The organism is Olivibacter sp. XZL3 (assembly GCF_004368405.1).
Lineage (GTDB): Bacteria > Bacteroidota > Bacteroidia > Sphingobacteriales > Sphingobacteriaceae > Olivibacter.
Map to the genome: position 1 here is coordinate 93,041 of NZ_SBJH01000064.1, position 23,420 is coordinate 116,460.

Genomic DNA, 23,420 nt, shown 5'->3' on the forward strand with positions numbered 1-23,420 from the left:
CAAAGCGGATTCCAGCTTTGTTCAAAACATTAATCGGCAAAAAACTTATCATTAAAATTCACCAAAAACAGCTCTTTTGTTGCGCGGGTGCAGGCAGTGTAAAGCCAACGCAAAAAGTCTATATTAAGCATATCTTCGGTTAAAAAGCCCTGATCTACAAAAACAGCATCCCATTGTCCACCTTGTGCTTTATGACAGGTAACTGCCATAGAAAACTTGATTTGCAGCGCATTATAATAAGAATCGGTTTTAAGCGCGGCTAGTTGATCTTTCTTGTTTCCCAGCTCCTGATAGTCGGACATCACCGAATCGAACAATTGTTGCTGACTTTCTACCGGTAAATTGGGTGAGTCGGAATATAAGCTCTCCAATATCACCCTGCAAGACAAAGGTTCTTCATCAACTTGATCCACGAATCCTAAAACTACGTCTGCAAATTTGAAACCGTGTTGCTCATGCACATTGCGGACTCTTTTCACAACGGCCATATCTCCATTGGCAATGAACGGTTGGGATGAATCCTCCCCGCTCGTCCAATAATAATTGTTTCGCACCACCATGACATGATCTCCTCCCGTTAATTCCTCTTCCCGATAGAGTATCCTGTTACGGATCTGCTGGTTATACAGATTGGCACTTTTATTTGATCTGCAAACGACCAAGGTATTTTCAATACCATATTTGTCGTAAGCATAATGCAGTCCCTCAATTAAGCGTTCTCCGGTCATCCGGTAAACATCCGCATAGCTCTTCACCTTAAGCCTTGGAAAGTGAAGCTTTTTCACCGCTTCTTTCCGTCTTATCTGCTCGCGAATAGCAGTAGCATTAAATAAAATACCCGAATTCTGCGCTTGCCGCACAACTTCTGTTAACTCACAGCCCATCACACCATAGCCGAAATGATCTTCGAGATAACGCGAATTTAATGCGGGACTCTCCAATAAGCCGACGGGAGGCAATTGCGCAACGTCACCTAAAAACAGGAGCTTGCAGTCCTCTCCTCTTTCCACGTAGTTTATTAAGTCTTCCAACAGGCCCTTTTTACCAAAGCCGCTTGATTCATTCGAAATCATAGAAGCCTCGTCTATAATAAACAAGGTGTTTTTATGTAAATTATCAGCTAACACGAAAGACATATCGGGCGTGCCGGCAACTTTCTTTCGATAAATTTTCTTGTGAATCGTAAATGCAGCTTTTTCCGTATAGGTACTGATGACCTTAGCAGCCCGTCCCGTTGGCGCTAGCAGGATGGAGCGCATATTGAGTGCAGGAAGCACACGAACCAAGGTACTGATCAATGTAGTCTTACCGGTACCGGCATATCCTCTCAATATAAAAATGGTGGCGTTTTCACTAAGCGTTAGAAAGGCTGCCAGTTCCTTAAACGCCTCCTTTTGCTGTAACGTAGGTGTCGCGGGAAAAGATTGTTCGAATTTCTTTATTATTTCCACGTTCAAACCTAGCACAAAAAAATGCTTTTTGCAATATCGTTTCTAAAGGGTACTTTTGCTATCCATGAGTGAATTATTGCAAATAGAATTTATTGACGACCACTTCACCGTAGACAAAAGCGCGGAATACCAGTTATTAGTAAGGCGTGGTGTGCACCGATCTCAGATGGCCATTTTCAATCAACAAAACCAGTTGTTATTGTTGCTATCTTGGAAAAAAGGCAAACCGGAAGAGCGGGTTAATCAACTGTTAAGCTTAACATACCATTCAAAAATCATTTCCGTAGAGACAAAACAAAAAGCTCTTATTCCTAACAATTTATATAATTCATCTCAAGAAATATACTACCTAAATGCTTTCTCTTTAGATAAGGAAAATCATTTCCTACACACCGATGATGTAAAGGGCTTTGACGCGAAGTGCATATATGGTGTCTCTTTAAAAGAGCAACAACAGCTGCTTTCGGACTTTTCAGATTTTACCGTTAAGTCCATCAGCACGGTAATATTAAATACGTTGGCTAGGGTTACCCCCGAGTATAAAGACTATCTATCCATCAATTTTGATGATGGCTATACGGACTTTACTTATATTTCAGACGGAAAACTGATTTATCACCACTCGCATCCAAGCCAAAACGCAGATGAATTTAACTACTTCCTCCTGGCTATTGTTCAGGAATATGGTATTGACTTTTCGAATGTATCGATGATCGTTTCAGGCCAAATAGAGCCGGACGACACCAATTACCAACGGCTAAGAAAATATAGCGATCAGTTGTCGTTCTTAGATTTATCTGGCATCATCGATTGCCGTAATTTCAACATCCTGAAGAAAAGCTATCAAAAGTTGGCATTGTTTGGATTATTATGCGGATAATTGGCGGACATATTAAAGGAGTACGGCTTTCGCCTCCGACGAACCTACCTGTGCGTCCGACGACGGACTTGGCAAAGGAAGCCTTATTCAATATTCTGGAAAACAGCGTTACATGGGATGAAACAGACGCCCTAGACTTATTTAGTGGCACCGGCAATATTTCCCTCGAACTGGCATCGAGGGGGGTACGAAGTGTCTTATCTGTGGAAGTTCATGGCAAATGCTGCGCCTATATAAATACACAAAAAAGCAAGTACCACTTGGAGCAGATGAAGATCGTTAAAGCAGATGTGCTAAAATTTATAACGACCTGCCGACAATCGTTTGATTTTATTTTCGCCGATCCGCCCTATGATTTGCCACAACTCCCGCTTTTGCCCAAGCTGTTGTTCGACCATAATTTAGTGCGCCAAAATGGGCTCTTTGTATTAGAGCATCCTACCACCAGAAAAGTAAGCCAACACCCAAATTTTGTAGAACAGCGATCGTACGGCTACTCTTCGTTTAGCTTTTTTGAGTGTTCTTAACGGTTACTAAATTATTTTCTATATGTTTGAGGAAGAAAATAGGCAGCCGACGATGAAAAAGCGAATTGCATTATTTCCTGGATCCTTCGACCCCATCACCAATGCGCATATGGACATTGTTCGCCGGTCGGTATCCCTTTTCGATGAAATTTATATCGCTATTGGACTCAATAGTTCGAAAACGCCATTACTGACTACCGAACAGAGAATCGGGATTCTTGAAGACATTTTCCGCGACACTCCTTCCGTCCATGTGGCCAGCTACACCGGCTTAACAGTTGATTATTGTAAGGAAATCGGTGCGGGTTATATCCTCCGAGGGCTTCGAAATGCTGGAGATTTCGATTTTGAGCATGCGATAGCCCAGAATAACCTACAGCTCGAACCGAATATCCAAACGGTATTGCTGTTAGCCAGTCCGGGCTACGGGCATATCAGTTCAACAATAGTGAGAGACATCCTCAAAAATGGCGGTTCCATTGACCACCTTGTGCCTCAGGAAGTATTAAACTATATATAAGCTTTCTTTTCCAGTACATCTTTGATAATACCATAAGTATTCGTCAGCACCTCGCCGATCTGTTCTGGCTGAATCCATCGAGCCTCGGTGATATCTTCACTGGTTTGAGGAATCAGTTTTGGTTTTTTGTTCACGCCCATCTCATACCAATTCGTCTTTTTGAGTACGACATTCCCCTTCATTTCATAGGCATGATAAGAAGACATGATTTTCGGGCCCAGGTAATCTACGTGTATACCGCATTCCTCTTCGACCTCACGTAGCGCTGCTTTTTTACTTTTTTCGCCGGGATCGATTTTCCCTTTAGGCAAATCCCACTTGCCCAGCCGGTGTATAAATAGGATGTCCCCGTCACCGTTTTTCACCAATCCGCCGGCTGCTCCAATTAGCTTTATCGACTTTTTCAAGGTTCTAAGCGTCGCTCTTGGATCTTCTACCAAAAGTAAGAACGTAGTAGGAACTTGAAGCGTTGAACTTTTCTTAAAAAGTTTTACAAAATCAAAAGTCTGTGAATCAATTTGTTGAAAAGATCCAAACGCATCAGGTTTAAAATCGGTCAACAGAAGGACCGATTCGTTCATATAAATTTTATAAATTTGCATCATGAATCACAAGAGTGAGATTGAACAAAAAGTTGCTGAATTTTTATTGCAAATTAAAGCAATTAAATTACAACCTTCCAAACCTTTTACGTGGGCATCTGGTTGGAAGTCTCCAATTTATTGCGACAATCGTATATCCTTATCCCATCCAACCGTTAGAACTTATATACGCCAAAAGCTTTCAGAAGTCATTCAAGAAGAATTTGGCTCTATCGGCATGATCGCTGGCGTGGCCACAGCGGGTATTCCACAAGGCGTCTTAGTTGCTCAGGATTTGGGTCTGCCTTTTGCATACGTACGCTCAAGTGCAAAAGAACATGGAAGGCAGAACATGATCGAAGGAGAAATCATTGAGGGACAACGGGTGGTGGTTATCGAAGATCTAATTTCGACGGGACAAAGCAGTCTAAAAGCTGTAGAAGCACTAAGAGAGGCAGGATGCGACGTGGTTGGGCTGGTTGCTATTTTCAGTTATGGATTTGATGTGGCTGACGAAAACTTCAAGGCCGCAAAATGTAGATATACCACCTTGTCAAACTACAATGCATTGATAAAATATGCTTCCGAAAATGGCTTTATTCATCACGAGGAAGAGGATTTACTTCGTGAATGGCGAAGAGATCCTGCAAATTGGGAACCTAAAACCGTATAGATTTTCTGGAAAGAAGAAGAGCCATGACTGTTATAGAAAGTAAAAGTATTATAGATCAACCGGTAGAGAAAGTATATGAGTTTCTCGCTGACTTCAATAACCACGAAAGATTGATGCCGGACAACGTTGCCAACTGGTCGTCTACAAAAGACGAGGCAAGCTTTGCCATCCAAAATATGGCTAAATTGGCTTTAAAGGTTGCTGAACGTAAAGAAAATCAAGAGATATCCATCGTTCCTGCCGAAAAGGCTCCCTTTGATCTGACGCTGATATGGAAAACCAAACCGGTTGATGCAGCCAAAAGCGAAGTGACTTTAACCATACAGGCAGATTTAAACATGATGATGAAAATGGTCGCTAGCGGCCCTTTAAAGAAACTTACAGACTTTCAGACAGCCAAATTAAAAGAAGAATTGGTCTTTTAACAAAATATACCCGCTATCTTTTAATAAGACATCAACAAAGGAGCCTGTCTAAGCTATCAAAGACAGGCTTTTTTATTTTGTCCCTTCCCTCTTTTGCTGATCCCCCCAGCCTTCGTTGCTAACAGACAACAACACAAGCCCGACATTTTTTCACATAAAACACTATACATTAGACACTTAGTCACCTGTTTTCCATTTAACAAGACAAAATGTCTGTTTTCATCAAACTACTTTCGATGGTATCCGTTTTGCTATTACCAAGCAGATCTTATTAAATAAATCGAAATGAATTTGAACAACTTTACAATCAAAGCGCAAGAAGCCATTCAAAAAGCTTCAGAGATTGCTGGTGGCAACCAACATCAGGCCATCGAGAATGCGCATTTGCTAAAGGCTCTTCTCTTAGTTGATGAAAACGTTGTAAGTCATTTATTGAAAAAACTAAACGTTAATATAAATCGCTTAAATGAAGCGCTTGATCAGCAAATAAGCGGCTTTCCCAAGGTCAGCGGAAGCAGTATATATCTATCCTCGTCAACCAATAACGCCTTACAGAAAGCGCAAGGTTATTTAAAAGATTTCAAGGATGATTTTGTTTCCGTAGAGCATTTATTATTGGGCATTTTAAACGCGGGCGATAAAACAGCCTCTGTATTAAAAGATCAGGGCGTTACAGAAAAAGATTTAAAAAAGGCGATTATAGAACTACGCGGCAATACGCGCGTAACGGATCAAAACGCAGAAGCTACTTATAACGCCTTAAATAAATACGCACGGAACTTAAACGAATTTGCCGAATCCGGAAAACTTGATCCGGTTATCGGTAGAGATGAGGAAATCCGACGCGTAATCCAAATTCTATCACGTAGAACGAAGAACAATCCTATTTTAGTCGGGGAGCCGGGCGTTGGTAAAACAGCTATAGCAGAAGGTATTGCACATCGTATTATCAAAGGTGATGTACCAGAGAACCTCAAAAGCAAGACCGTATTCTCATTAGACATGGGTGCATTAATCGCTGGAGCCAAGTATAAAGGCGAATTCGAAGAGCGACTAAAAGCAGTGGTAAAAGAAGTAACGGACAGCAATGGAGAGATTATTCTCTTTATTGATGAGATTCACACACTGGTTGGTGCAGGCGGCGGCGAAGGTGCGATGGATGCGGCTAACATTTTAAAGCCGGCCTTGGCGAGAGGGGAACTGAGGGCAATCGGGGCAACCACGCTAAACGAGTTTCAGAAATACTTTGAGAAAGACAAAGCTTTAGAGCGGCGCTTTCAAAAAGTAATGGTTGACGAGCCGGATACGCAGGATGCCATATCGATCTTAAGAGGTATAAAAGAAAGATATGAGACCCACCATAAGGTAAGGATAAAGGACGAAGCTATTATAGCCGCCGTCGAATTGTCGCAACGTTATATTGCTGATCGTTTTTTACCTGACAAGGCGATCGACTTAATGGACGAAGCGGCATCTAAACTTCGTTTGGAAATGGATTCCGTGCCCGAAGCGGTGGACGAAATTGAGCGTAAAATCATGCAGCTTGAAATCGAACGGGAAGCGATTAAGCGCGAAAATGACACGCATAAAGTTGAAGAACTCAGTCGGGAGATCGCAAATCTAGCTTCCGAGAGAGATTCGCTCAGAGCTGCTTGGCAAGGTGAAAAGTCGCTGGTCGACAACCTGAACCACCATGTACAGCAAATTGAGGATTTTAAGTTGGAAGCGGAACAAGCGGAACGGGCCGGCGATTACGGCAAAGTTGCAGAAATACGGTATGGCCGAATAAAACAGGCGCAGGATGAACTCGAGAAGTTGAAAAAAGAACTTGAGGAAAAACAGGGCACCGGCCGCATGCTTAAAGAAGAGGTGACCGCTGAAGATATTGCCGACGTCGTGTCACGTTGGACGGGTATACCGGTAAGTAAAATGGTTCAAAGTGAACGAGAGAAACTACTCCATTTAGAAGAAGAGCTTCACAAGCGTGTGGCTGGACAAAGCGAAGCCATTGAAGCCATTTCAGATGCGATTAGAAGATCCCGTGCCGGCTTGAGCGACAAGAGAAGGCCTATTGGTTCCTTTATATTCCTGGGAACTACAGGAGTAGGAAAGACGGAATTAGCAAAGGCTTTGGCAGAGTTTCTGTTTAATGACGAACACTCGATGGTTCGAATTGACATGAGCGAATATCAGGAGCGGCATGCCGTCTCTCGACTGATCGGCGCGCCTCCGGGCTATGTTGGCTACGATGAAGGTGGTCAGTTAACTGAGGCCATCAGACGCCGTCCGTACTCCGTAGTTTTGCTGGATGAAATTGAAAAAGCCCATCCCGATGTATTCAATATCCTGTTACAGGTATTAGACGACGGGCATCTGACAGACAACAAAGGTCGGGTAGTGAATTTTAAGAACACGATCATTATTATGACCTCGAATATTGGCTCCCATCTAATTCAAGAGAACTTCAGTGAGTTAAATGAAGTGAACCGCGATGAAATTATTGCCAAAACCAAAAACGAGGTATTCGAGCTCCTGAAAAAGTCGATCAGGCCGGAATTTCTGAATCGTATTGATGAAGTGATTATGTTTACGCCTTTGAACCGCAACGAAATCAGTGAGATCGTCCGTTTACAGTTCCGTGCTGTTCAAAAGCAGCTGGCTGAAATGGGCATTCAATTAGATGCCTCCGAGGAGGCACTCGATTGGCTGGCCCAATTGGGATATGACCCACAATTTGGTGCGAGGCCGCTAAAAAGGGTGATTCAGAAGCGAATATTAAATGAATTATCTAAAGAAATCCTTGCCGGAAAAATAGATAAAGAAAGTAAAATCAAACTAGATATGTTCGACCACAAGTTTGTCTTCTTGCAAAACCAGGAAGCCCGTTAACCCGGCCGACAGATCTTAAACGAATGCCGAATAGTTGATATTCGGCATTTTTGCTTTCCGTGCCCTTCGGCTTAACTACCCAAAAAATTCGTAACTTTACATTAATGGTTGATCAAAAACTATCGAACAAAGGCGTCAGGCGAAAAGTAATTTTTGTGTTTATTCTCTGTTGTATTGCGCTTGCCTTGGCATGGACCATCAGTAAGGATGCTTTTAATCAAGTGCTATCTACAGTAGATAATATCTCGAAGCCGAATGAAAAAATGCGTTTGGTTAGTCAAGTTTCGCGCGACATCATGCAACTTGATCAGTTGCAACGCTCGCAAGTACTGGCAGATAGCAACAATTCCTATGAAGACCTGCAAAAAGAGTCGAGGTTAGTGTCTGCCGCGCTAGACTCTTTAAAAAACCTCTATGCCCAGGACAGCAACCAGACTAAGCGGATCGACTCCATTAAAACGCTGCTGAAGGAGCGCGATAAACTTTTTAAAGCCTATGTACAAGTACGCGAAAAGATGGTTGATAGTCACGAGTTTTCCAAGCAGTTGCAAAGTATTGGAGAAATTGTTGAAAATACGCCTAACGCAGATAGTACGGTTGTAACAAGACGGAAAATAACGGAAACAACCACGATAGAACCAGGTGAAGTTGTAAAAGCTGATTCCCTGCAGGACGACCGGTCTTTCTTCGGAAAGATATTTGGGTCCAAAAGGAAGAGTCCGCCCCGCCCCAGTACAATTACACAATCAAGACGGATCGTTAAAGAGGGAATAGAAGAATTAATAGACACGATTGCAACTTCTAAGCAAGACAGCGCCATTAAATTAATTGACAGTGTGCTGCGTACTATTGAAGAGACTCAGCGAGCACAAAGTGATTCATTCATAGATCGTGAGGTAGAGTTGACCTATGCCGGCAACCTACTGATCAGCAAAATGCTCAGTATTCTGAACGCCGTGGAAAAGGAAGGGATGCTGCAGATGGAAAGCGAAAACATGAGTGCTCGGATGGTGATGAACCATAGTCTTAGCAGAATCAATTTTGTGGTATTAAGCTTTCTTGGCGTAACGATTATTTTGGTATTACTGATCTTGTCTGACATTAGAAAAAGCAATCGATACCGAAGGGAACTGGAAATTGCCAAGGAAGAAGCCGAATATCACAGTGCGGCGAAACAGCGCTTTCTTTCTAACATGAGCCATGAACTTCGTACACCGCTGCAGTCAATTATCGGTTATGCTGAACAGCTGAGAGATGAACACCCTAATGACAGCCGTACAGTAAATATTATTTACCAATCGTCCGAGCACTTGTTGCAGATCGTTAACGAAGTATTAGATTACAATCGTATCAATTCAGGCAAATTCCACTTTAACAACCAGGACTTTTATTTATCACAACTGATCGATGAAGTAGTGGCCGCCATGCAGCTACAAGCAGAAGAAAAATCGCTATCGCTCAATCTCAGTAAAGAAATAGAGGGTTCCGGCTACCTATTCGGCGACCCCTTCCGCATCAAGCAAATCCTCTATAACCTATTAAGCAATGCGATCAAGTTTACAGATCAGGGCTCCGTTACACTTAAAGTTAATACAACAGTGAACACGGAATTGACTGAACTAAAAATCACCGTAGAAGACACCGGAAAAGGCATTCCAGAAAGCGATCTTAACCGGATTTTCAACGAGTTTGAACAAGCGGAAAACTCAAATTCGGGTACACACTTCGGCAGCGGCTTGGGACTGAGCATTGTGAAAACGCTATGCGAAGCAATGGGTGGAAACATTAAAATAAAAAGTCAACTTAACCAGGGATCGACATTTGATGTATACATCCCCTTAAAAACCTCCACCTTGATTGAGGCAAGCAAAGAAGAAAACAACCTAATTCCCATAAACGATTTTATTGGCACGATTTGGGTTATTGACGACGACAGTTTCATTCTAGAGCTATGCCATAATATTTTTAACAAGTATAAAATTAAACATCGCACATTTTCGGACCCGGACGATTTACTAAACACCCCTTGGGACGAAAGCGTCAGCATTGTGTTGATGGATATGCGTATGCCAGGAAAGACCGGTGTAGAATTGAATCACGAATTAAGGCCGAGAATCAGTGATGATGTCAAAATATATGCTTTTACCGCACAGGCATTGCCAGAAGAGCGGGAAAAAATTATTTCACAAGGTTTTGACGGCTTGTTACTAAAGCCGTTTAAGGAGACAGACCTGCTCCATCTTTTAGGTTTACGAAAGACAAACGAAGAACCTCTTAAAATTAAAAACAGGAACGACTTAAAGGATTTCGATTTCTCCAACTTAAAACGATTGACCTATAACGACAGCAGCCAGGTCACTAAAATATTAAACATTTTCATCAAAGACACGGGAAAGGACCTCATCAGCCTTCGCAATGCCCTGCAAGCCAACGAAAGGGAACAGCTAGCCTTAATCTGCCATAAACTGGCCGGCAGAACCTCGCAGATTGGCGGTCAGAAAATAGCCATCAAGCTCCGGAAACTAGAAATCGACATCCGCAATAACGAGTTTGATATCCTTGAAATCCAAGGAATTATAGACCAGCTATACCGCCTATTAGACTATTTAAAGGAGGAGTTACACACACGGGCATTTATTAACGGATCCGTTTTATAACAAAATATAGCTTAGGAAATCCCGTATTTATCCAATTTATTATACAAGGTTTTTCGGTCTATATTTAAGACTTGGGCGGCTTTACTTTTGTTATATTTAACCTGTTGTAACACATCGATGATAAGTTGACGCTCGTGCGCTTCGCTTTGAGATTTAAGATCCGCAGCCACATGATCTGGATTCGCCTGGTTCTCGACGGAATGTTTATGTTGATTAATAGACAACACCATTTCATCAGGCAAGGCAGTGGCTTCTGCTGTATCTCCGGTAGTTAACAGCACCATTCGTTTTATTACGTTTTTAAGCTCTCGGAGGTTTCCGGGCCAATCATAGGCCTTAAAGATATCCTTTACTTCTTTAGAGAGATGAACAACATGCCTATTCAGCTCCTTGTTAGCTTTGTCTACAAAAAATTCGATAAAGGTATCCATGTCACTTCCCCTATCTCTTAAAGCAGGTACAATAATCTCAAATTCGTTGATCCGATGATAGAGATCTTCCCGAAAATTTCCTGATGCCGAACTGCCAAACAAGTCGTCATTGGTAGCGGCAATAACGCGCACATCCACCTTTATCTGCTTGTTTGCTCCAATGGGCTGAATCACCCGCTCCTGTAAGGCCCTCAATAATTTGACCTGTACATCATACGACAAATTTCCTATTTCATCTAAGAACAGTGTACCACCATCGGCTTCTTCAAACTGCCCCTTTTTATCCGTCAACGCACCGGTAAAAGAGCCTTTGATATGTCCAAACAATTCACTCGCCGCCAATTCCTTAGAAAGCGTACCGCAGTCTATAGAGACAAAGGGCTTATCCGCTCGATTGCTTTTTAAATGAATAGATCTTGCAACATATTCCTTTCCGGTACCACTTTCGCCTCTCACCAAAACAGACATGTCCGTAGGTGCCACTAAATTGATATAATCCTGTAGTTTTCTGGAAGGCGTACTGACACCGGTTACAAACTCAGCAGATTCCTTTTCCGGCACCTTTTTAGAGACAGAAGGCGTTCGCTCTCCACTATTATGGTCCAATGCTTCTTTTAAAACCATCAATAGCTCGTCCGGATTTACCGGCTTCGTAATATAATCAAACACACCTAAACGCATGGCCTTTACCGCTGTACGCACATCGTTAAAGCTGGTCATGATGATAACTGGAATATTAAGGCCTCTGTTGCGTACTTCTTCCAAAACATCCAAACCGGTTCCGTCTCCTAAACGATAATCCAGCAACATCAAGTCAATAGAGTCGTCCAGCGATTTGACACTACTTTTGACATTATATCTCATCTCAACTTCGTGGCCATTCTTTTTTAAAAAGCCTTCGAGAATAGTCGAAAAGGTAGTATCATCTTCTACAAGCAGGATTTTGGCCATATTTATTTGTCTTTATCCCTCCAACGGAACAGTTCTTCTTTTTATTATATTTGATAATCTACAAAATTACTATTTTTTCGGCGATTCGCCTTTAACAATTGCGAATTAGTTAACTATTTATATTTCCAATAATTGCGTCAGCAAATTCACTCGTTTTGAGCAAAGTAGCTCCTTCCATTTGGTTATAAAAGTCGACGGTAACCTCTTTTTTATAGATCGTTTTTGCTAGCGCTGTTTTAATAAGGGCTGAAGCTTCGTGCCATCCGATGTAATCGAACATCATCGTCCCACTGAGGATCACCGAAGAAGGGTTCATACTGTCGGTATTAGCAAAACGAGGAGCGGTTCCGTGTGTGGCTTCGAATACGGCATGCCCACTATGGTAGTTGATATTTGCGCCCGGCGCGATGCCTATACCACCAACAATGGCTGCTAAAGCATCTGAAATGTAATCACCATTCAGATTTAAGGTTGCGATAACAGCATAGTCTTTTGGATTCAATAAGATTTGCTGCAGGAAATTATCAGCAATCACATCTTTGATAATCACCTTCCCTGCTTGCTGAGCCTGTTGGAGCACCTTATTGGCTACTTCCTCCCCTTCTGTGGCCTTTAGCCTCTCCCATTGGTTCCATGTAAAAACCTGATCACCATATTCGCTTTCCGCTAGCTCATAGCCCCAGTTTTTAAAGGCCCCTTCTGTAAACTTCATGATATTCCCCTTATGAACCAAACTTACCGAGGGCTGTTGCTGTTTAATCGCATAATCGATCGCTGCGCGTATCAGGCGGACAGATCCTTCTTTGGATACGGGTTTTATACCCAAAGCCGTTTCATCCTTGAAAGGATAATCGACACCGAACTGACTTGTTAAATACCCTTTTAGATTCAGTGCTTGCTCGCTAGTAGCTTCAAATTCAATGCCGGCATAAATATCTTCCGTATTTTCACGGAATATCACCATGTTCACATTTTCTGGATGCTTCACCGGAGAAGGAACCCCTTCAATCCAGAACAACGGTCTTTGACAGACGAACAAATCTAGCTTTTGTCGGATGGCAACATTTAAAGATCGAATACCACCGCCCACCGGTGTGGTTAAGGGACCTTTAATCGACACCACATAATCTCGCATCGCCGCTATAGTTTCCTCCGGAAGCCAGCTTCCGGTTTCATCGTAGGCCTTTTGGCCTGCCAGAATCTCTTTCCATATAATCTGACGTTCAGCTGCGTAAGCCTTCTTAACACCTTCATCGAACACCCTAACAGCAGCCTTCCAAATGTCAGGCCCAATTCCATCCCCAATAATAAAAGGGATAATCGGATTATTCGGCACCGTTAAGGCACCACTTGCATTTACGTTTATTTTCTCAGCCATATTCTATTATTTATTTGATCGTGGCGGATTTCTATGCTTTACGTTTAATATACTCCCTAAACCTTTTCCCATCCGTTGTAAACGTGTGTAGCCTCGGTTTGTTGACATGGCACTCACTTCGTCGTAATTATCGAACACACCTGTAGGCCGTCTACTTGGATAAACTAATATTCTATTATTGTTTGCGTATTTACGGGCTAATTTCTTTGGTATACCGTCGAACTCCCTACTGTAGGAAACTTCCCCTATCCTAGCTGAAACGAACACCAATAAATCAGAGTCGCTCACATAGCTTCTAAGGGATGATAGATCATCCCAATCGTTATGATTGATAAAGCGAATATTACAACTGATTTTGTTTTTCTTCAGAAAAGACGTGATTGCGTCTTCCGATCTCGCATTGGCAACGCAAACAACAGGAAAAGTGAGCTCAATAGCGAGTTGTCCTATCTTTGTTAGCCAATAAGAAAAACCCTTCTCATCCTCTGCCATTGGCGGGCATATCAACGTAATCTTACTGTTACTTACAAAAGGTTTGGCAAAATGGCACATAAAAATATTGATGTCGGTACGGTTAAGAATACTTTCCGTTTTTTCTCCGACCATTTTTTCTATGATTCCGACCTGACTGGGCCAGCCGAGCAAGATACTATCGGCCATGATTTCCCGAGATGCTCTGCTGATTCCCCCTGCGATGTTATAATCGATGGTAGCCATCATATTCACCGCAATCTCACTGCCTGAGGCATATTTAGCCGTAGAATCCAAATTTTTTCTTGCTTTCTTCAAGTTTGCTTCGGCCAATTCGTTATTTGGTACCACTGATAATATAGTAACCGGATGAGGCGACTTTTTGTTTTTGATCATGGTGGCAAAATCCAGCAAAATCTCCATGTTGTTAAGATTGGCAATCGGCAAGAGAATGTGTTCATCGCGAAGCACATCCTTGTCTTCTTCCACAATATCCTGTTCGCCTGCCAGAACGACCTTTTTAGAGGCCGACTCGGTGGCTATCGAGGCGACAATACAAGTGATTAGAATCAATACAATCGTGCCGTTCAACACATTTTCATCTATGATATGATTGGCGTATCCAACCATAATAATGGCAAGTGTAGCCGCCGCATGCGCGCTGCTAAGTCCGAAGATAACCTGACGTTGCGGCCCGCTGTATTTGAACGTAAGCTGGGTAAACCATGCAGCAATCCATTTTCCGCAAACAGCCACTAATGTGAGTGTTCCCGCTACGATAAGCGCTTCAGGCCCGTTATAAAGGACCTTTATATCGACAATCATACCGACGCTAATCAGGAAAAATGGTATAAAAATAGCGTTGCCAATGAACTCAATTCTGTTCATCAGCGCAGATGAGTGCGGAATAAATTTATTTAAAGCCAACCCGGCAACAAAGGCTCCGATGATGGGTTCGAGCCCAGAAACCTCGGCAAGGAAGGCGGCAAAAAAAACAACAAAAAGAACGAAGATATAATGCGACGTCTTTTCGCTCTCTACCTTTTGAAAAAACCACTTCGCGATTTTAGGCACTATCCCAAACATAATAGCTAAGAAAACAGCAAAGGAGCAGGTCAGTCTTATCCAAAATTGTTGATCTAGCTGTCCTTGCGAGGAGCCGACGATAACCGCAAGAATGATCAAAACGGCTGTATCTGTCAGAATCGTACCGCCGATAGTGATCGCAACGGCCTGATTTTTAGAGATACCATAGCTATTTACCACGGGATAAGCGACCAGCGTGTGCGTAGCAAACATACTCGAAACCAATATACTGGCTCCGACATCAAAGTTTAAAATGTAATAACAAACCGGATAGCCGATAAGGATCGGAACAAAAAAGGTATAAATGCCAAATATAACGCTCTTATGCCTGGTTTTGCGAAATTCGTTCATGTCCAACTCGAGGCCCGCAATAAACATAATGTAAAGCAACCCTATGGTCGAAAATAACCGAACTGCATCTGTTTGAGCCAGTATGTTTAAACCGTGCGGCCCGATGATAACGCCAGACAGAATCAACCCGATGATACCCGGTATTTTGATTTTCCTCAATAAGATCGGCGCCAATAGAATGATTAGCAGAATGAGGGAAAATATAAGTACAGAATTTTCTAAAGGCGTTTCAAAGGCGTGAGAAAGATGTTCGATAAAACTTTTGTTCATAAAATAACGCTAACAATCATTTGCACTATTTAACCAGTATGCGTTAAATATAGTTTTTTTCTTGATAAGGTAAAGCGTATACCTCGAATATTGACTTAAAGTACAGATTTTGCCTAGCGCACGACAAAAGAAAATCATATTTTGATTATTTAGGTATTTTCGTTTTTTTTGAAGAAAGAATCCAGCGTTTGAATAGCGAAGAAATTTTTCGTGAATTCACATGCTAATATCGAAAGAATATGCCTTATAAAGAACGGGAAATCAACAAACTTTATTACACCATGGGTGAGGTAACAGAAATGTTTGAGGTGAACGCTTCGCAAATAAGATTTTACGAGCGCGAGTTTGATATCATCCAACCTAAGAAAAACAAAAAAGGCAATAGGCTTTTTACGCCGGAAGACATCGAGCATCTTAAAATCATCTTTAACCTGGTAAAAAATAAAGGATACACCTTACAGGGCGCCCGTGACTATTTGAAAGCAAATAAAAACCAAGCAAAAGAGAACCAACGTGTAATTGATTCCCTTGAAAAGTTAAAGCAGTTTTTGATAGAGGTTAAGGAGCGCTTATAACTTTATCAATGCGGTAACTTGTTAAACCGCTTGCAGTCAAAAATTCGCTAAGCTTCGCAACCATATTTTGTGAACCGAGAAAAATCGCCGATCGTTGATGAAGATGATCAGGAACAATATCGAGAATACGGTTAACGCCGTCGGTAGCTACCCCGCCGGCCTGCTCTAAAATAAAAGCCATCGGATTGCACTCGTAAACAAGACGCAATTTGCCCTTTGGATAAGCCGATGACACAGGATAAAGGAAAATGCCGCCTTTAATCAAATTCCGGTGAATATCGGCCACCATTGATCCGGTATACCGGGAAGTGTAAGGGCGACCCGAATCAGCGTTTTCTTCCTGACAATATTTTATATAGTCCTTTACTCCTTGGGGAAAGTGTACATAATTCCCCTCGTTTATTGAATAAATTTTACCGTCTTTGGGTATCCGCATATTGGGGTGCGACAAGCAGAACTCGCCTATTGAAGGATCTAGTGTGAAGCCATTCACACCCTTGCCAGTTGTATAAACTAGCATGGTAGAAGAGCCATAAATGACATAACCAGCGGCTACTTGTTCCCGACCTTTTTGTAGCACATCGCTTATCCGCGGTTTACCCTCTGAACTTTGTCGGCGGTAAATGGAAAAGATCGTCCCAATAGCCACATTGACGTCAATGTTCGATGAACCGTCCAACGGATCTATGGCAACGATGTATTTTGCATTTTTTGAGATCTCCGATTCGATATAAACACATTCATCATTTTCCTCAGATGCCACTACGCAACATTCGCCACCGCTTCTCAAAGCTGAAATAAACTGCTCGTTTGCATATACATCCAGCTTTTTTTGACCTTCCCCTTGCACATTCATCGTTCCCGCATCTCCCAGGATATCGACGAGCCCAGCCTTATTAACTTCTCTGTTTACTATTTTTGCTGCTATACCAATATCTCTCAATAACCGACTGAGCTCTCCTTTGGCATATGGAAAATCGGCTTGCTTTTCAATGATGAATTGACCTAAAGTCTTTACGGCTGTCATAATTTAGTTGTTAAAATTTATAATAAAAATTCAAGTAGTTACGTGAGCAGATAACATTGGAACTGTTTTATAAAAATACAAAAAAAACAACACTTAGTGTAAAATACACTATCCAAAATATGTATACAAACTACACAAAATGTACACATACAGCGCTGATAAAAAAGGATTTACATATAAAAACAAAGAGCAAAAAGTGTAATCAATCACCCAAAAGCTCAATCACTTCCAAGTCTTTAATGCTGTTTTTATCGATGCTAAAACGCATAAGTGTTCTGACTTTATGCCAACCTTGTTTACCTGCCGCCCCGGGGTTGAGATGTAAACAGTTGATCTTTTTATCGTACATAACTTTCAGGATGTGAGAATGTCCTGAAATAAAAAGTTTAGGAGGGTTTGAATAGATGGCAGCACGGATACGTGGCGCATATTTGTCCGGATAACCTCCAATATGCGTCATCCAGACGTCAACGTCTTCGCACATAAACCGTAAGTCCTCGGGATACTGTATCCTGACGTCCTTGTTGTCGATATTACCATAAACGCCACGCAGGGGTTTAAAACTCGCCAATTTATCAACCACCGCTATATTACCAAAATCACCGGCATGCCAAATCTCATCGCAAGAAGCGAAGTGTTTAAATATTGCATCATCTAAATAGCTATGCGTGTCAGCGAGCAGCCCAATCTTGGTCATAAGTTTCTTTGGTTCTATAATTTAACCAGTTCTTTATAAAGTTTTGCAGTGGGTAAGCCCATGACGTTTGTATACGAGCCTTCAATATGGTCGACGGCGACTGCGCCGATCCATTCCTGAATTCCATACGAACCAGCTTTATCATAAGGATTGAAGGTTTCAATATAATATTTTATTTGTTCGTCTTTCAACTGATTGAAATAGACGGCCGTTACCTCGTAAAACGAGCGGACTTTTTCCACTGTTTTCAGCGCCACACCCGTAATTACCTCATGCCGCCTTCCCGACAACAACTTTAACATGTTGAATGCATCGTCATAATCGGCCGGCTTACCAAGGATGCGATCGTCTATGCTGACAATGGTGTCAGCTGTAATAACGATATCTTTGTCCGACTTCAAATCAAACGCTTCTGCCTTTTTTGTAGCGATATATAAAGCGACCGCGGCACCCCTCATGGTATCAGGGTAGGTTTCTTCGACGTCCCTTACTTCTACCTTAAAATTCAATCCTAAAGACGCCAATAACTCTTTCCTTCTTGGCGACTGCGAAGCCAAAATGATGTTTTTTTGATCTAAATTTTCCATAAGACATTACATATTATTGAACAGCTAATTTTGCTTCAAAAACTTTTCACAGACTGATCTACTTCCCATGCCTGCCGAAGTTTTAAAACCTTCTCAATAATTTCTCTGACAGCTCCCTCTCCGCCTTTTCTGCTGCTCACATAATCGGCGATGGCTTTAATTTCTTCCGCTGCATCATTCGGACAAGCAGCTAAACCGGCCATTTTCATTACGTCAAAATCCGGAATATCGTCCCCTATATATAATACCTCATTTGCACGCAAAGCATATTGTGTTAACCAGCCTTTAAAGATAGATACCTTATCACTCACGCCCATTTCAATATCCGTAATCCCCAGTCCCTGCAAACGCTTCCGGACCCCCTCTGACCTTCCTCCTGTAATTACAAGCATCGGAAAATTTTTCTTTACCGCCAATTGTATGGCATAGCCATCTCGAATATTAAAGCTCCGCAATTGATGCCCTTCTTCATTAACGAGTACTTGACCATTGGTCAGCACGCCATCAACATCCAGCGCAAACGCTTTAATCGCTCTCAATTTCTCAAATAACATGCTATCTTTTTAGTTGGTTTCCTCTTGTTTATTTTCGCCGGCGTATTTCCGTACGATATCCTCACTGATAAATTGATAAATACGCTGCCAGTTCCGATGACCTTCCAGCAGAGCTAGGTGCTTATGTATGATGTCACTATCGTTTCTTACCGCCGGCCCTGTTTGCACCTCATTCGGATTGTGTTCCAATATCTTATGAGCGGTCTCGCTGATCAACGGCTTCAATAAATCGAAATCGACTTCCTTCTCTCTCAAAAAATCATGTGCAACAGCATACAAATAGTTACTAAAGTTACAGGCCATCACTGCTCCTAAATGCAGACATCGCCGCTGTTGCGAATTATATTCGTGAATGAGAGGCGATAATTTAAATGCCATATTGAGCACTTCTTCCTTTACCCGTGAGTCGGAAAATTCTAAAATTAAAGGCACCTTCGAGAAGTCGAGTGCTACCTCCTTCGAAATGGTCTGCAGCGGATATAATACACCATATGATAAAGAAAAGGGTTTAAGTACCTCCATATCGGTACTTCCGGAAGTATGCAATAGGATATTGTTTCCTAGGGGCAACGCAGACGCTACCTCAATAATCGCTTCGTCCTTAACAGCTATTATATAAATATCGGCTTCGGTTGTGATGTGTGATAAATTACCGACAGGTTCGGCGCCAATACCATCTGCCAAGTGTTTTGCATGTTCAATTTTGCGACTATATACTTGCTTTATATGGTATTCTGCTTTCTTTAAGGCATACGCTAAGTGAGTTGCCACATTTCCACTACCTAGTATTACTATCTCCATAAAACACAAAGAATAACGGGGACTGTAGCCTACGTCTTCAGTCCCCGCAAGGTAAAATTAACAATAAAGGGAAACAAATGTTTACGCAATTTTCCCTTTAAGCTCTTTATTTCTCCTAAAAATGGAAAGAAGAAAGCCTATGGTCATGATAATTGTACCACACCAAAAAAAGTTGATATAAGGAAATTCGATAGCCTTCATAACGATCCACTTTTTCTCAGGCAGCGGCTTTTGATAGATCATCAATTCCATACCTTCATTTGGTACAATCTTGGTAAAACGTAAACGCAGTCCCTGTTCCTCTATATCTTTGGCAAAATCGAAGCTATTGCCATTTTTGATCAAGTATTTCGGATCGGCTTCAAAGGTTTCGCCGGTAACGGCATGTACTTCCAACTGCAGTGCGAAAAGCAGGTCTCCACTTGTTAACGGAATATTCTGCAACGTAGCGTTTCGATTTATACCTTTCACAACAATAAATCCATTTTTATAACGAAGCGTATCGCCAATGTTAACCATCTGCACCGCTGGCTCTTCGTATCCCTCGTTTGGATCGTGCCCCTCGTGGTCGTGGCCCTCCTCTTCCGGGCCGTCTAATTTTGGTGCAGAGGTTACAATTGTGTATATATCTTTTGTCAGATAATGTCGCGTACTAGGCGTTCCGATTAAGCCCATTTTAGGGTTTTGTTGCGCATTCGGCGTGAGCTGGAACCGTTCTATTACTTTACCGGTTTTTTGATCCTTGCGTTCGTAGTTCACTTTATAGTAAACGTTCGGCATAGCAATGCTATCGCCCACATAAGTGATTGTATATCCTCCCATTTCTATCGGTTGATCGATATACAGAAAGAGATTCTCGCCCGGCTTCTCGCGCTCTTCAAATCCCGCAATTGGAATCGAGCCGCCCGCATTTAGAGAAACCACCTTGTTTGTTGCAGCAGCAACCAAGGCGCCGATAATCAACAAAGCGAATCCTATATGAGCGACTGAAGAGCCGGCCAATTTCCATTTTCCTTTAAAAGCATCACCCAGAATTCTCGCATTCGCTACTAAGGCAAATACCGCCCCGAAAGACAATAGCACATACATGAAATTGGTATAAACTTTTGTGAAATACAGCAAAACACCGGTAACTACAATAGAAACCACAAAAGACACCAACAAGTTGAAATAAAACACCTTAGGGGTAGTTTTCTTGTATTTCAGAAATTGCGCAATAGCCGATAGAATAAGCACTAGGACGGCAAATGCGGCTTGCCATTTATTGTAATGAGCAATTGCATCAACAGGCGGAGCCACTTTGGTTCCAAATAAGGCATTAAACACCGGAATCGACGTCGTAGCAATGATCTGCACACAGGCCACCACAAGAATAAGGGCACCTATAAACAACCAGAATTCCCTCGAATAAGTTTCTTCGTCCTTTTTAGTAATAGGCAATTCTTTCCATCTGCTAACAAGAAAATAAACCATAATACCGAAAAAGGTTATATTAAAGGCCACGAGCTGCCAATACATACCTAAGTCGGTAAAAGAGTGGACCGATGTTTCACCCAACACCCCACTGCGGGTTAAGAAAGAGGCATAGATAACCAACACAAAACTTATCAACACTAAAAAGGTGGCAGTAAAATAAGAGTGACCGGAGTTTTTATACGCCACCATCACGTGCACGGCAGCAATTAACGTAAACCAAGGAATAATGGAGGCGTTCTCTACGGGGTCCCAAGCCCAAAAACCCCCAAAATTAAGCGCTTCATAAGCCCAGAAGGAACCCATAATAATACCTGCGCCCAATACCATCACAGCAAAAAGAGACCAAGGAAGAGCTGGCTGTAACCATTCCTTATATTTCCGCTGCCATAATCCTGCAATACCATAAGCAAAAGGAACCACCATTGAAGCAAAACCCAAAAACAGGGTCGGCGGATGGATTACCATCCAATAATTCTGCAACAATGGATTTAAGCCATTGCCATCAGTAATCATACTGAGGTAGTTAGGATTGGTGAAAATAGGCGCCTCTAAGGCCTGTCTTAGCAAAATAAAGGGGGAACTCCCAACACGCTCGCCAAAAACTTCAATGCCTGTCAGCATGGAAGCCAAAATGGTTTGGCAGAGCATAACGGAAGTCATAACCGGATTTTCCCAGCTTTTACCCCTGACAATTACAACAAGCGCCAAAATAGATTGCCAAAACATCCAGAGCCAAAAACTACCTTCTTGTCCCTCCCAAAAACTGGAAATTATATAATGTACCGGCAAGGTGCGGGAAGAGTGCGACCAAGCGTAATGATACTCAAACAAATGGTTATATATAATATAAAAAAGACAGCTACCAATACCGATTACCGATACCACGTTGATAAAGAAGGCAATACGAGCAATTTTGTGCCATGAAGCATCCTCTTTATATTTTGTGGCAAAGAAATAGCTAATACACGATAAGAGCGCCGCACCAAAAGAAAGAACGATAAAAAATTGACCAAGTTGGCCTGGAAGAAGGCTTTCACCTTGATAGTGGATATCCATTAATATTCAATAAATTTGTGATTAGGTTCGGAAATACAACGATTATATCCTAAACGTTAGTAGAAGCAGATTCCGTTACCTCTACTTGATCTTTGTTATACTTAGAAGGGCATTTCATCAAGATTTTTGAAGCATGGAATTCTCCCCCCACCATTTTGCCTGTCAAAACAATCTGTTCCGAGCGTTCAAAATCTTGCGGTTTTGAACCGTTGAAAACGACTTTACATTCTGTACCCTCATTGTCTAGCATATAAAATGCAAAATAATTGGCATCCTCAGTTGGTTTGTAGTATAATGCCTTCGTTTTATTTAACTCGCCCACCACATGGATCTCTGACTCCGTCTTTTGAGCATCAGTAAATGTCGCATATGTGCTAGAATCCGTGTAAATACTAATGATCATCGCGATCGCTACTGCGATGATTATAATGCCTAAAATAGCTCCCTTCTTCATATATGCTTTTGTTTCTTGTTAACTGCGCGCAAGGTTACCTAGTAACTTTTGAGCAATCATCCAACTCTCCTAAAATGTTTCCGTTTTGAGGTGGGTACATACAGGCTAGCAGGATAATTTGGCGCAAAAATACTAAATACTAAATATATAACCTGCAATATCACAAGGCTTACCCGTTATTAAGAATTGTTCTAATTAATCAAAATATTTACTTCTACTAATCTTTTGAAGCGCGCGGTACCGCTTATCTTCCAACCGCTTTTCGACAGATTCCTTGCTGCGTTTAGTAGGCTTACGCTGTTTGGGTACTGTAGAGGCCTGAGTAAGCATCTTCAAAAGCTTCTGTTGGGTCAGTTCCTTATTCTTGAATTGCGATCTGTGCTCTTGACTGATTATCTGCAGCTTTCCCTCTGAAGAAAGTCGCCCGCCCAACTTTTGTCTAATACGGTCCTTATCCGCTTTGTTCCAAATATTACAACTTTCAAAATCGAATAACAATTCGACTTTTGAAGCCACTTTATTCACATGTTGCCCACCACTTCCACCGCTGCGTGAAGCTTTATAGTGAATATATGGTTCTAGTTCATCTATATCGTACATAACAAATCATTAAGTCACAAATATAGAAACTCGCACTATTCAGATCATATTA

The 23,420-nt window shown here is 41.9% G+C and carries 21 protein-coding genes; 8 read left to right on the forward strand and 13 right to left on the reverse strand.

All coding sequences use genetic code 11. From position 1 onward, the window contains the following. Positions 1 to 29: 29 nt before the first annotated feature. Entirely contained in the window at positions 30 to 1,466 is a 1,437-nt protein-coding gene (locus tag EPX21_RS14170; protein WP_134090341.1) for an ATP-dependent RecD-like DNA helicase, read from the reverse strand. A 49-nt stretch (positions 1,467 to 1,515) separates the two neighbouring features. Between EPX21_RS14170 and EPX21_RS14175 the strand changes: the two genes are divergently transcribed. The 3 genes from EPX21_RS14175 to coaD are packed head-to-tail and all read left to right on the forward strand — an operon-like array spanning position 1,516 to position 3,378. Next, entirely contained in the window at positions 1,516 to 2,331 is an 816-nt protein-coding gene (locus EPX21_RS14175) for a DUF3822 family protein (protein WP_134090342.1), read from the forward strand. Then, positions 2,322 to 2,858 (forward strand): RsmD family RNA methyltransferase, encoded by a 537-nt coding sequence (locus tag EPX21_RS14180; RefSeq protein WP_134090343.1) that lies wholly within the window; start codon positions 2,322 to 2,324, stop codon positions 2,856 to 2,858. Before EPX21_RS14175 ends, EPX21_RS14180 begins: the two co-directional genes overlap by 10 nt. A 22-nt stretch (positions 2,859 to 2,880) precedes the next feature. Continuing rightward, positions 2,881 to 3,378 carry a pantetheine-phosphate adenylyltransferase gene (gene coaD, locus EPX21_RS14185; RefSeq protein WP_240768693.1) on the forward strand — a complete coding sequence of 166 codons (498 nt, stop codon included), beginning with the start codon at positions 2,881 to 2,883 and terminating at the stop codon, positions 3,376 to 3,378. Here the strand turns inward: coaD and EPX21_RS14190 are convergent. Next, a complete protein-coding gene (locus EPX21_RS14190) occupies positions 3,369 to 3,959 on the reverse strand; it encodes an NUDIX hydrolase (RefSeq protein ID WP_206106078.1) in 591 nt (196 codons plus the stop codon). The genes coaD and EPX21_RS14190 overlap by 10 nt on opposite strands. 22 nt (positions 3,960 to 3,981) lie before the next feature. Between EPX21_RS14190 and pyrE the strand changes: the two genes are divergently transcribed. From pyrE to EPX21_RS14210, 4 genes are all read left to right on the forward strand, one after another. After that, positions 3,982 to 4,632, forward strand: a complete 651-nt coding sequence (pyrE, locus tag EPX21_RS14195; protein ID WP_134090345.1) for an orotate phosphoribosyltransferase — start codon at positions 3,982 to 3,984, stop codon at positions 4,630 to 4,632. Between the two features lie 23 nt (positions 4,633 to 4,655). Then, positions 4,656 to 5,057 carry an SRPBCC family protein gene (locus tag EPX21_RS14200; protein WP_134090346.1) on the forward strand — a complete coding sequence of 134 codons (402 nt, stop codon included), beginning with the start codon at positions 4,656 to 4,658 and terminating at the stop codon, positions 5,055 to 5,057. 285 nt (positions 5,058 to 5,342) lie between these two features. Continuing rightward, on the forward strand, positions 5,343 to 7,946 hold the full coding sequence (gene clpB / locus EPX21_RS14205) for an ATP-dependent chaperone ClpB (RefSeq protein WP_134090347.1): 2,604 nt from the start codon (positions 5,343 to 5,345) through the stop codon (positions 7,944 to 7,946). Positions 7,947 to 8,050: 104 nt separating this feature from the next. Then, the gene (locus EPX21_RS14210; RefSeq protein WP_134090348.1) at positions 8,051 to 10,603 is read left to right on the forward strand and encodes an ATP-binding protein; all 2,553 of its coding nucleotides are present in this window, start codon (positions 8,051 to 8,053) and stop codon (positions 10,601 to 10,603) included. Positions 10,604 to 10,614: 11 nt separating this feature from the next. Here EPX21_RS14210 and EPX21_RS14215 read toward each other — a convergent pair whose 3' ends face one another. The 3 genes from EPX21_RS14215 to EPX21_RS14225 form a co-directional block, all read right to left on the reverse strand. Then, positions 10,615 to 11,985 carry a sigma-54 dependent transcriptional regulator gene (locus tag EPX21_RS14215; RefSeq protein WP_134090349.1) on the reverse strand — a complete coding sequence of 457 codons (1,371 nt, stop codon included), beginning with the start codon at positions 11,983 to 11,985 and terminating at the stop codon, positions 10,615 to 10,617. A 109-nt stretch (positions 11,986 to 12,094) separates the two neighbouring features. Beyond that, positions 12,095 to 13,363, reverse strand: a complete 1,269-nt coding sequence (icd, locus tag EPX21_RS14220) for an NADP-dependent isocitrate dehydrogenase (protein WP_134090350.1) — start codon at positions 13,361 to 13,363, stop codon at positions 12,095 to 12,097. A 6-nt stretch (positions 13,364 to 13,369) separates the two neighbouring features. Continuing rightward, positions 13,370 to 15,541 (reverse strand): cation:proton antiporter, encoded by a 2,172-nt coding sequence (locus EPX21_RS14225; protein WP_134090351.1) that lies wholly within the window; start codon positions 15,539 to 15,541, stop codon positions 13,370 to 13,372. Positions 15,542 to 15,780: 239 nt separating this feature from the next. Between EPX21_RS14225 and EPX21_RS14230 the strand changes: the two genes are divergently transcribed. Beyond that, positions 15,781 to 16,116 carry a MerR family transcriptional regulator gene (locus EPX21_RS14230; protein ID WP_134090352.1) on the forward strand — a complete coding sequence of 112 codons (336 nt, stop codon included), beginning with the start codon at positions 15,781 to 15,783 and terminating at the stop codon, positions 16,114 to 16,116. Here EPX21_RS14230 and fbp read toward each other — a convergent pair. From fbp to arfB, 8 genes are all read right to left on the reverse strand, one after another. Next, positions 16,100 to 17,143 carry a class 1 fructose-bisphosphatase gene (fbp, locus tag EPX21_RS14235; protein ID WP_134090353.1) on the reverse strand — a complete coding sequence of 348 codons (1,044 nt, stop codon included), beginning with the start codon at positions 17,141 to 17,143 and terminating at the stop codon, positions 16,100 to 16,102. The genes EPX21_RS14230 and fbp overlap by 17 nt on opposite strands. 202 nt (positions 17,144 to 17,345) lie before the next feature. After that, on the reverse strand, positions 17,346 to 17,840 hold the full coding sequence (locus EPX21_RS14240; RefSeq protein ID WP_134090354.1) for a metallophosphoesterase: 495 nt from the start codon (positions 17,838 to 17,840) through the stop codon (positions 17,346 to 17,348). A gap of 14 nt (positions 17,841 to 17,854) precedes the next feature. Continuing rightward, entirely contained in the window at positions 17,855 to 18,427 is a 573-nt protein-coding gene (locus tag EPX21_RS14245; RefSeq protein WP_134090355.1) for a Maf family nucleotide pyrophosphatase, read from the reverse strand. Between the two features lie 35 nt (positions 18,428 to 18,462). Beyond that, positions 18,463 to 18,981: an HAD family hydrolase gene (locus tag EPX21_RS14250; protein WP_134090356.1), complete on the reverse strand. Its 519-nt coding sequence runs from the start codon at positions 18,979 to 18,981 to the stop codon at positions 18,463 to 18,465. A gap of 9 nt (positions 18,982 to 18,990) precedes the next feature. Next, a complete protein-coding gene (locus EPX21_RS14255; protein ID WP_134090357.1) occupies positions 18,991 to 19,782 on the reverse strand; it encodes a Rossmann-like and DUF2520 domain-containing protein in 792 nt (263 codons plus the stop codon). An 81-nt stretch (positions 19,783 to 19,863) separates the two neighbouring features. Continuing rightward, positions 19,864 to 22,314: a heme lyase CcmF/NrfE family subunit gene (locus EPX21_RS14260; RefSeq protein WP_134090358.1), complete on the reverse strand. Its 2,451-nt coding sequence runs from the start codon at positions 22,312 to 22,314 to the stop codon at positions 19,864 to 19,866. A gap of 49 nt (positions 22,315 to 22,363) precedes the next feature. After that, the gene (locus EPX21_RS14265; RefSeq protein WP_134090359.1) at positions 22,364 to 22,768 is read right to left on the reverse strand and encodes a cytochrome c maturation protein CcmE; all 405 of its coding nucleotides are present in this window, start codon (positions 22,766 to 22,768) and stop codon (positions 22,364 to 22,366) included. A gap of 195 nt (positions 22,769 to 22,963) precedes the next feature. Then, a complete protein-coding gene (arfB, locus tag EPX21_RS14270) occupies positions 22,964 to 23,368 on the reverse strand; it encodes an alternative ribosome rescue aminoacyl-tRNA hydrolase ArfB (RefSeq protein ID WP_134090360.1) in 405 nt (134 codons plus the stop codon). Between the last annotated feature and the right edge of the window lie 52 nt (positions 23,369 to 23,420).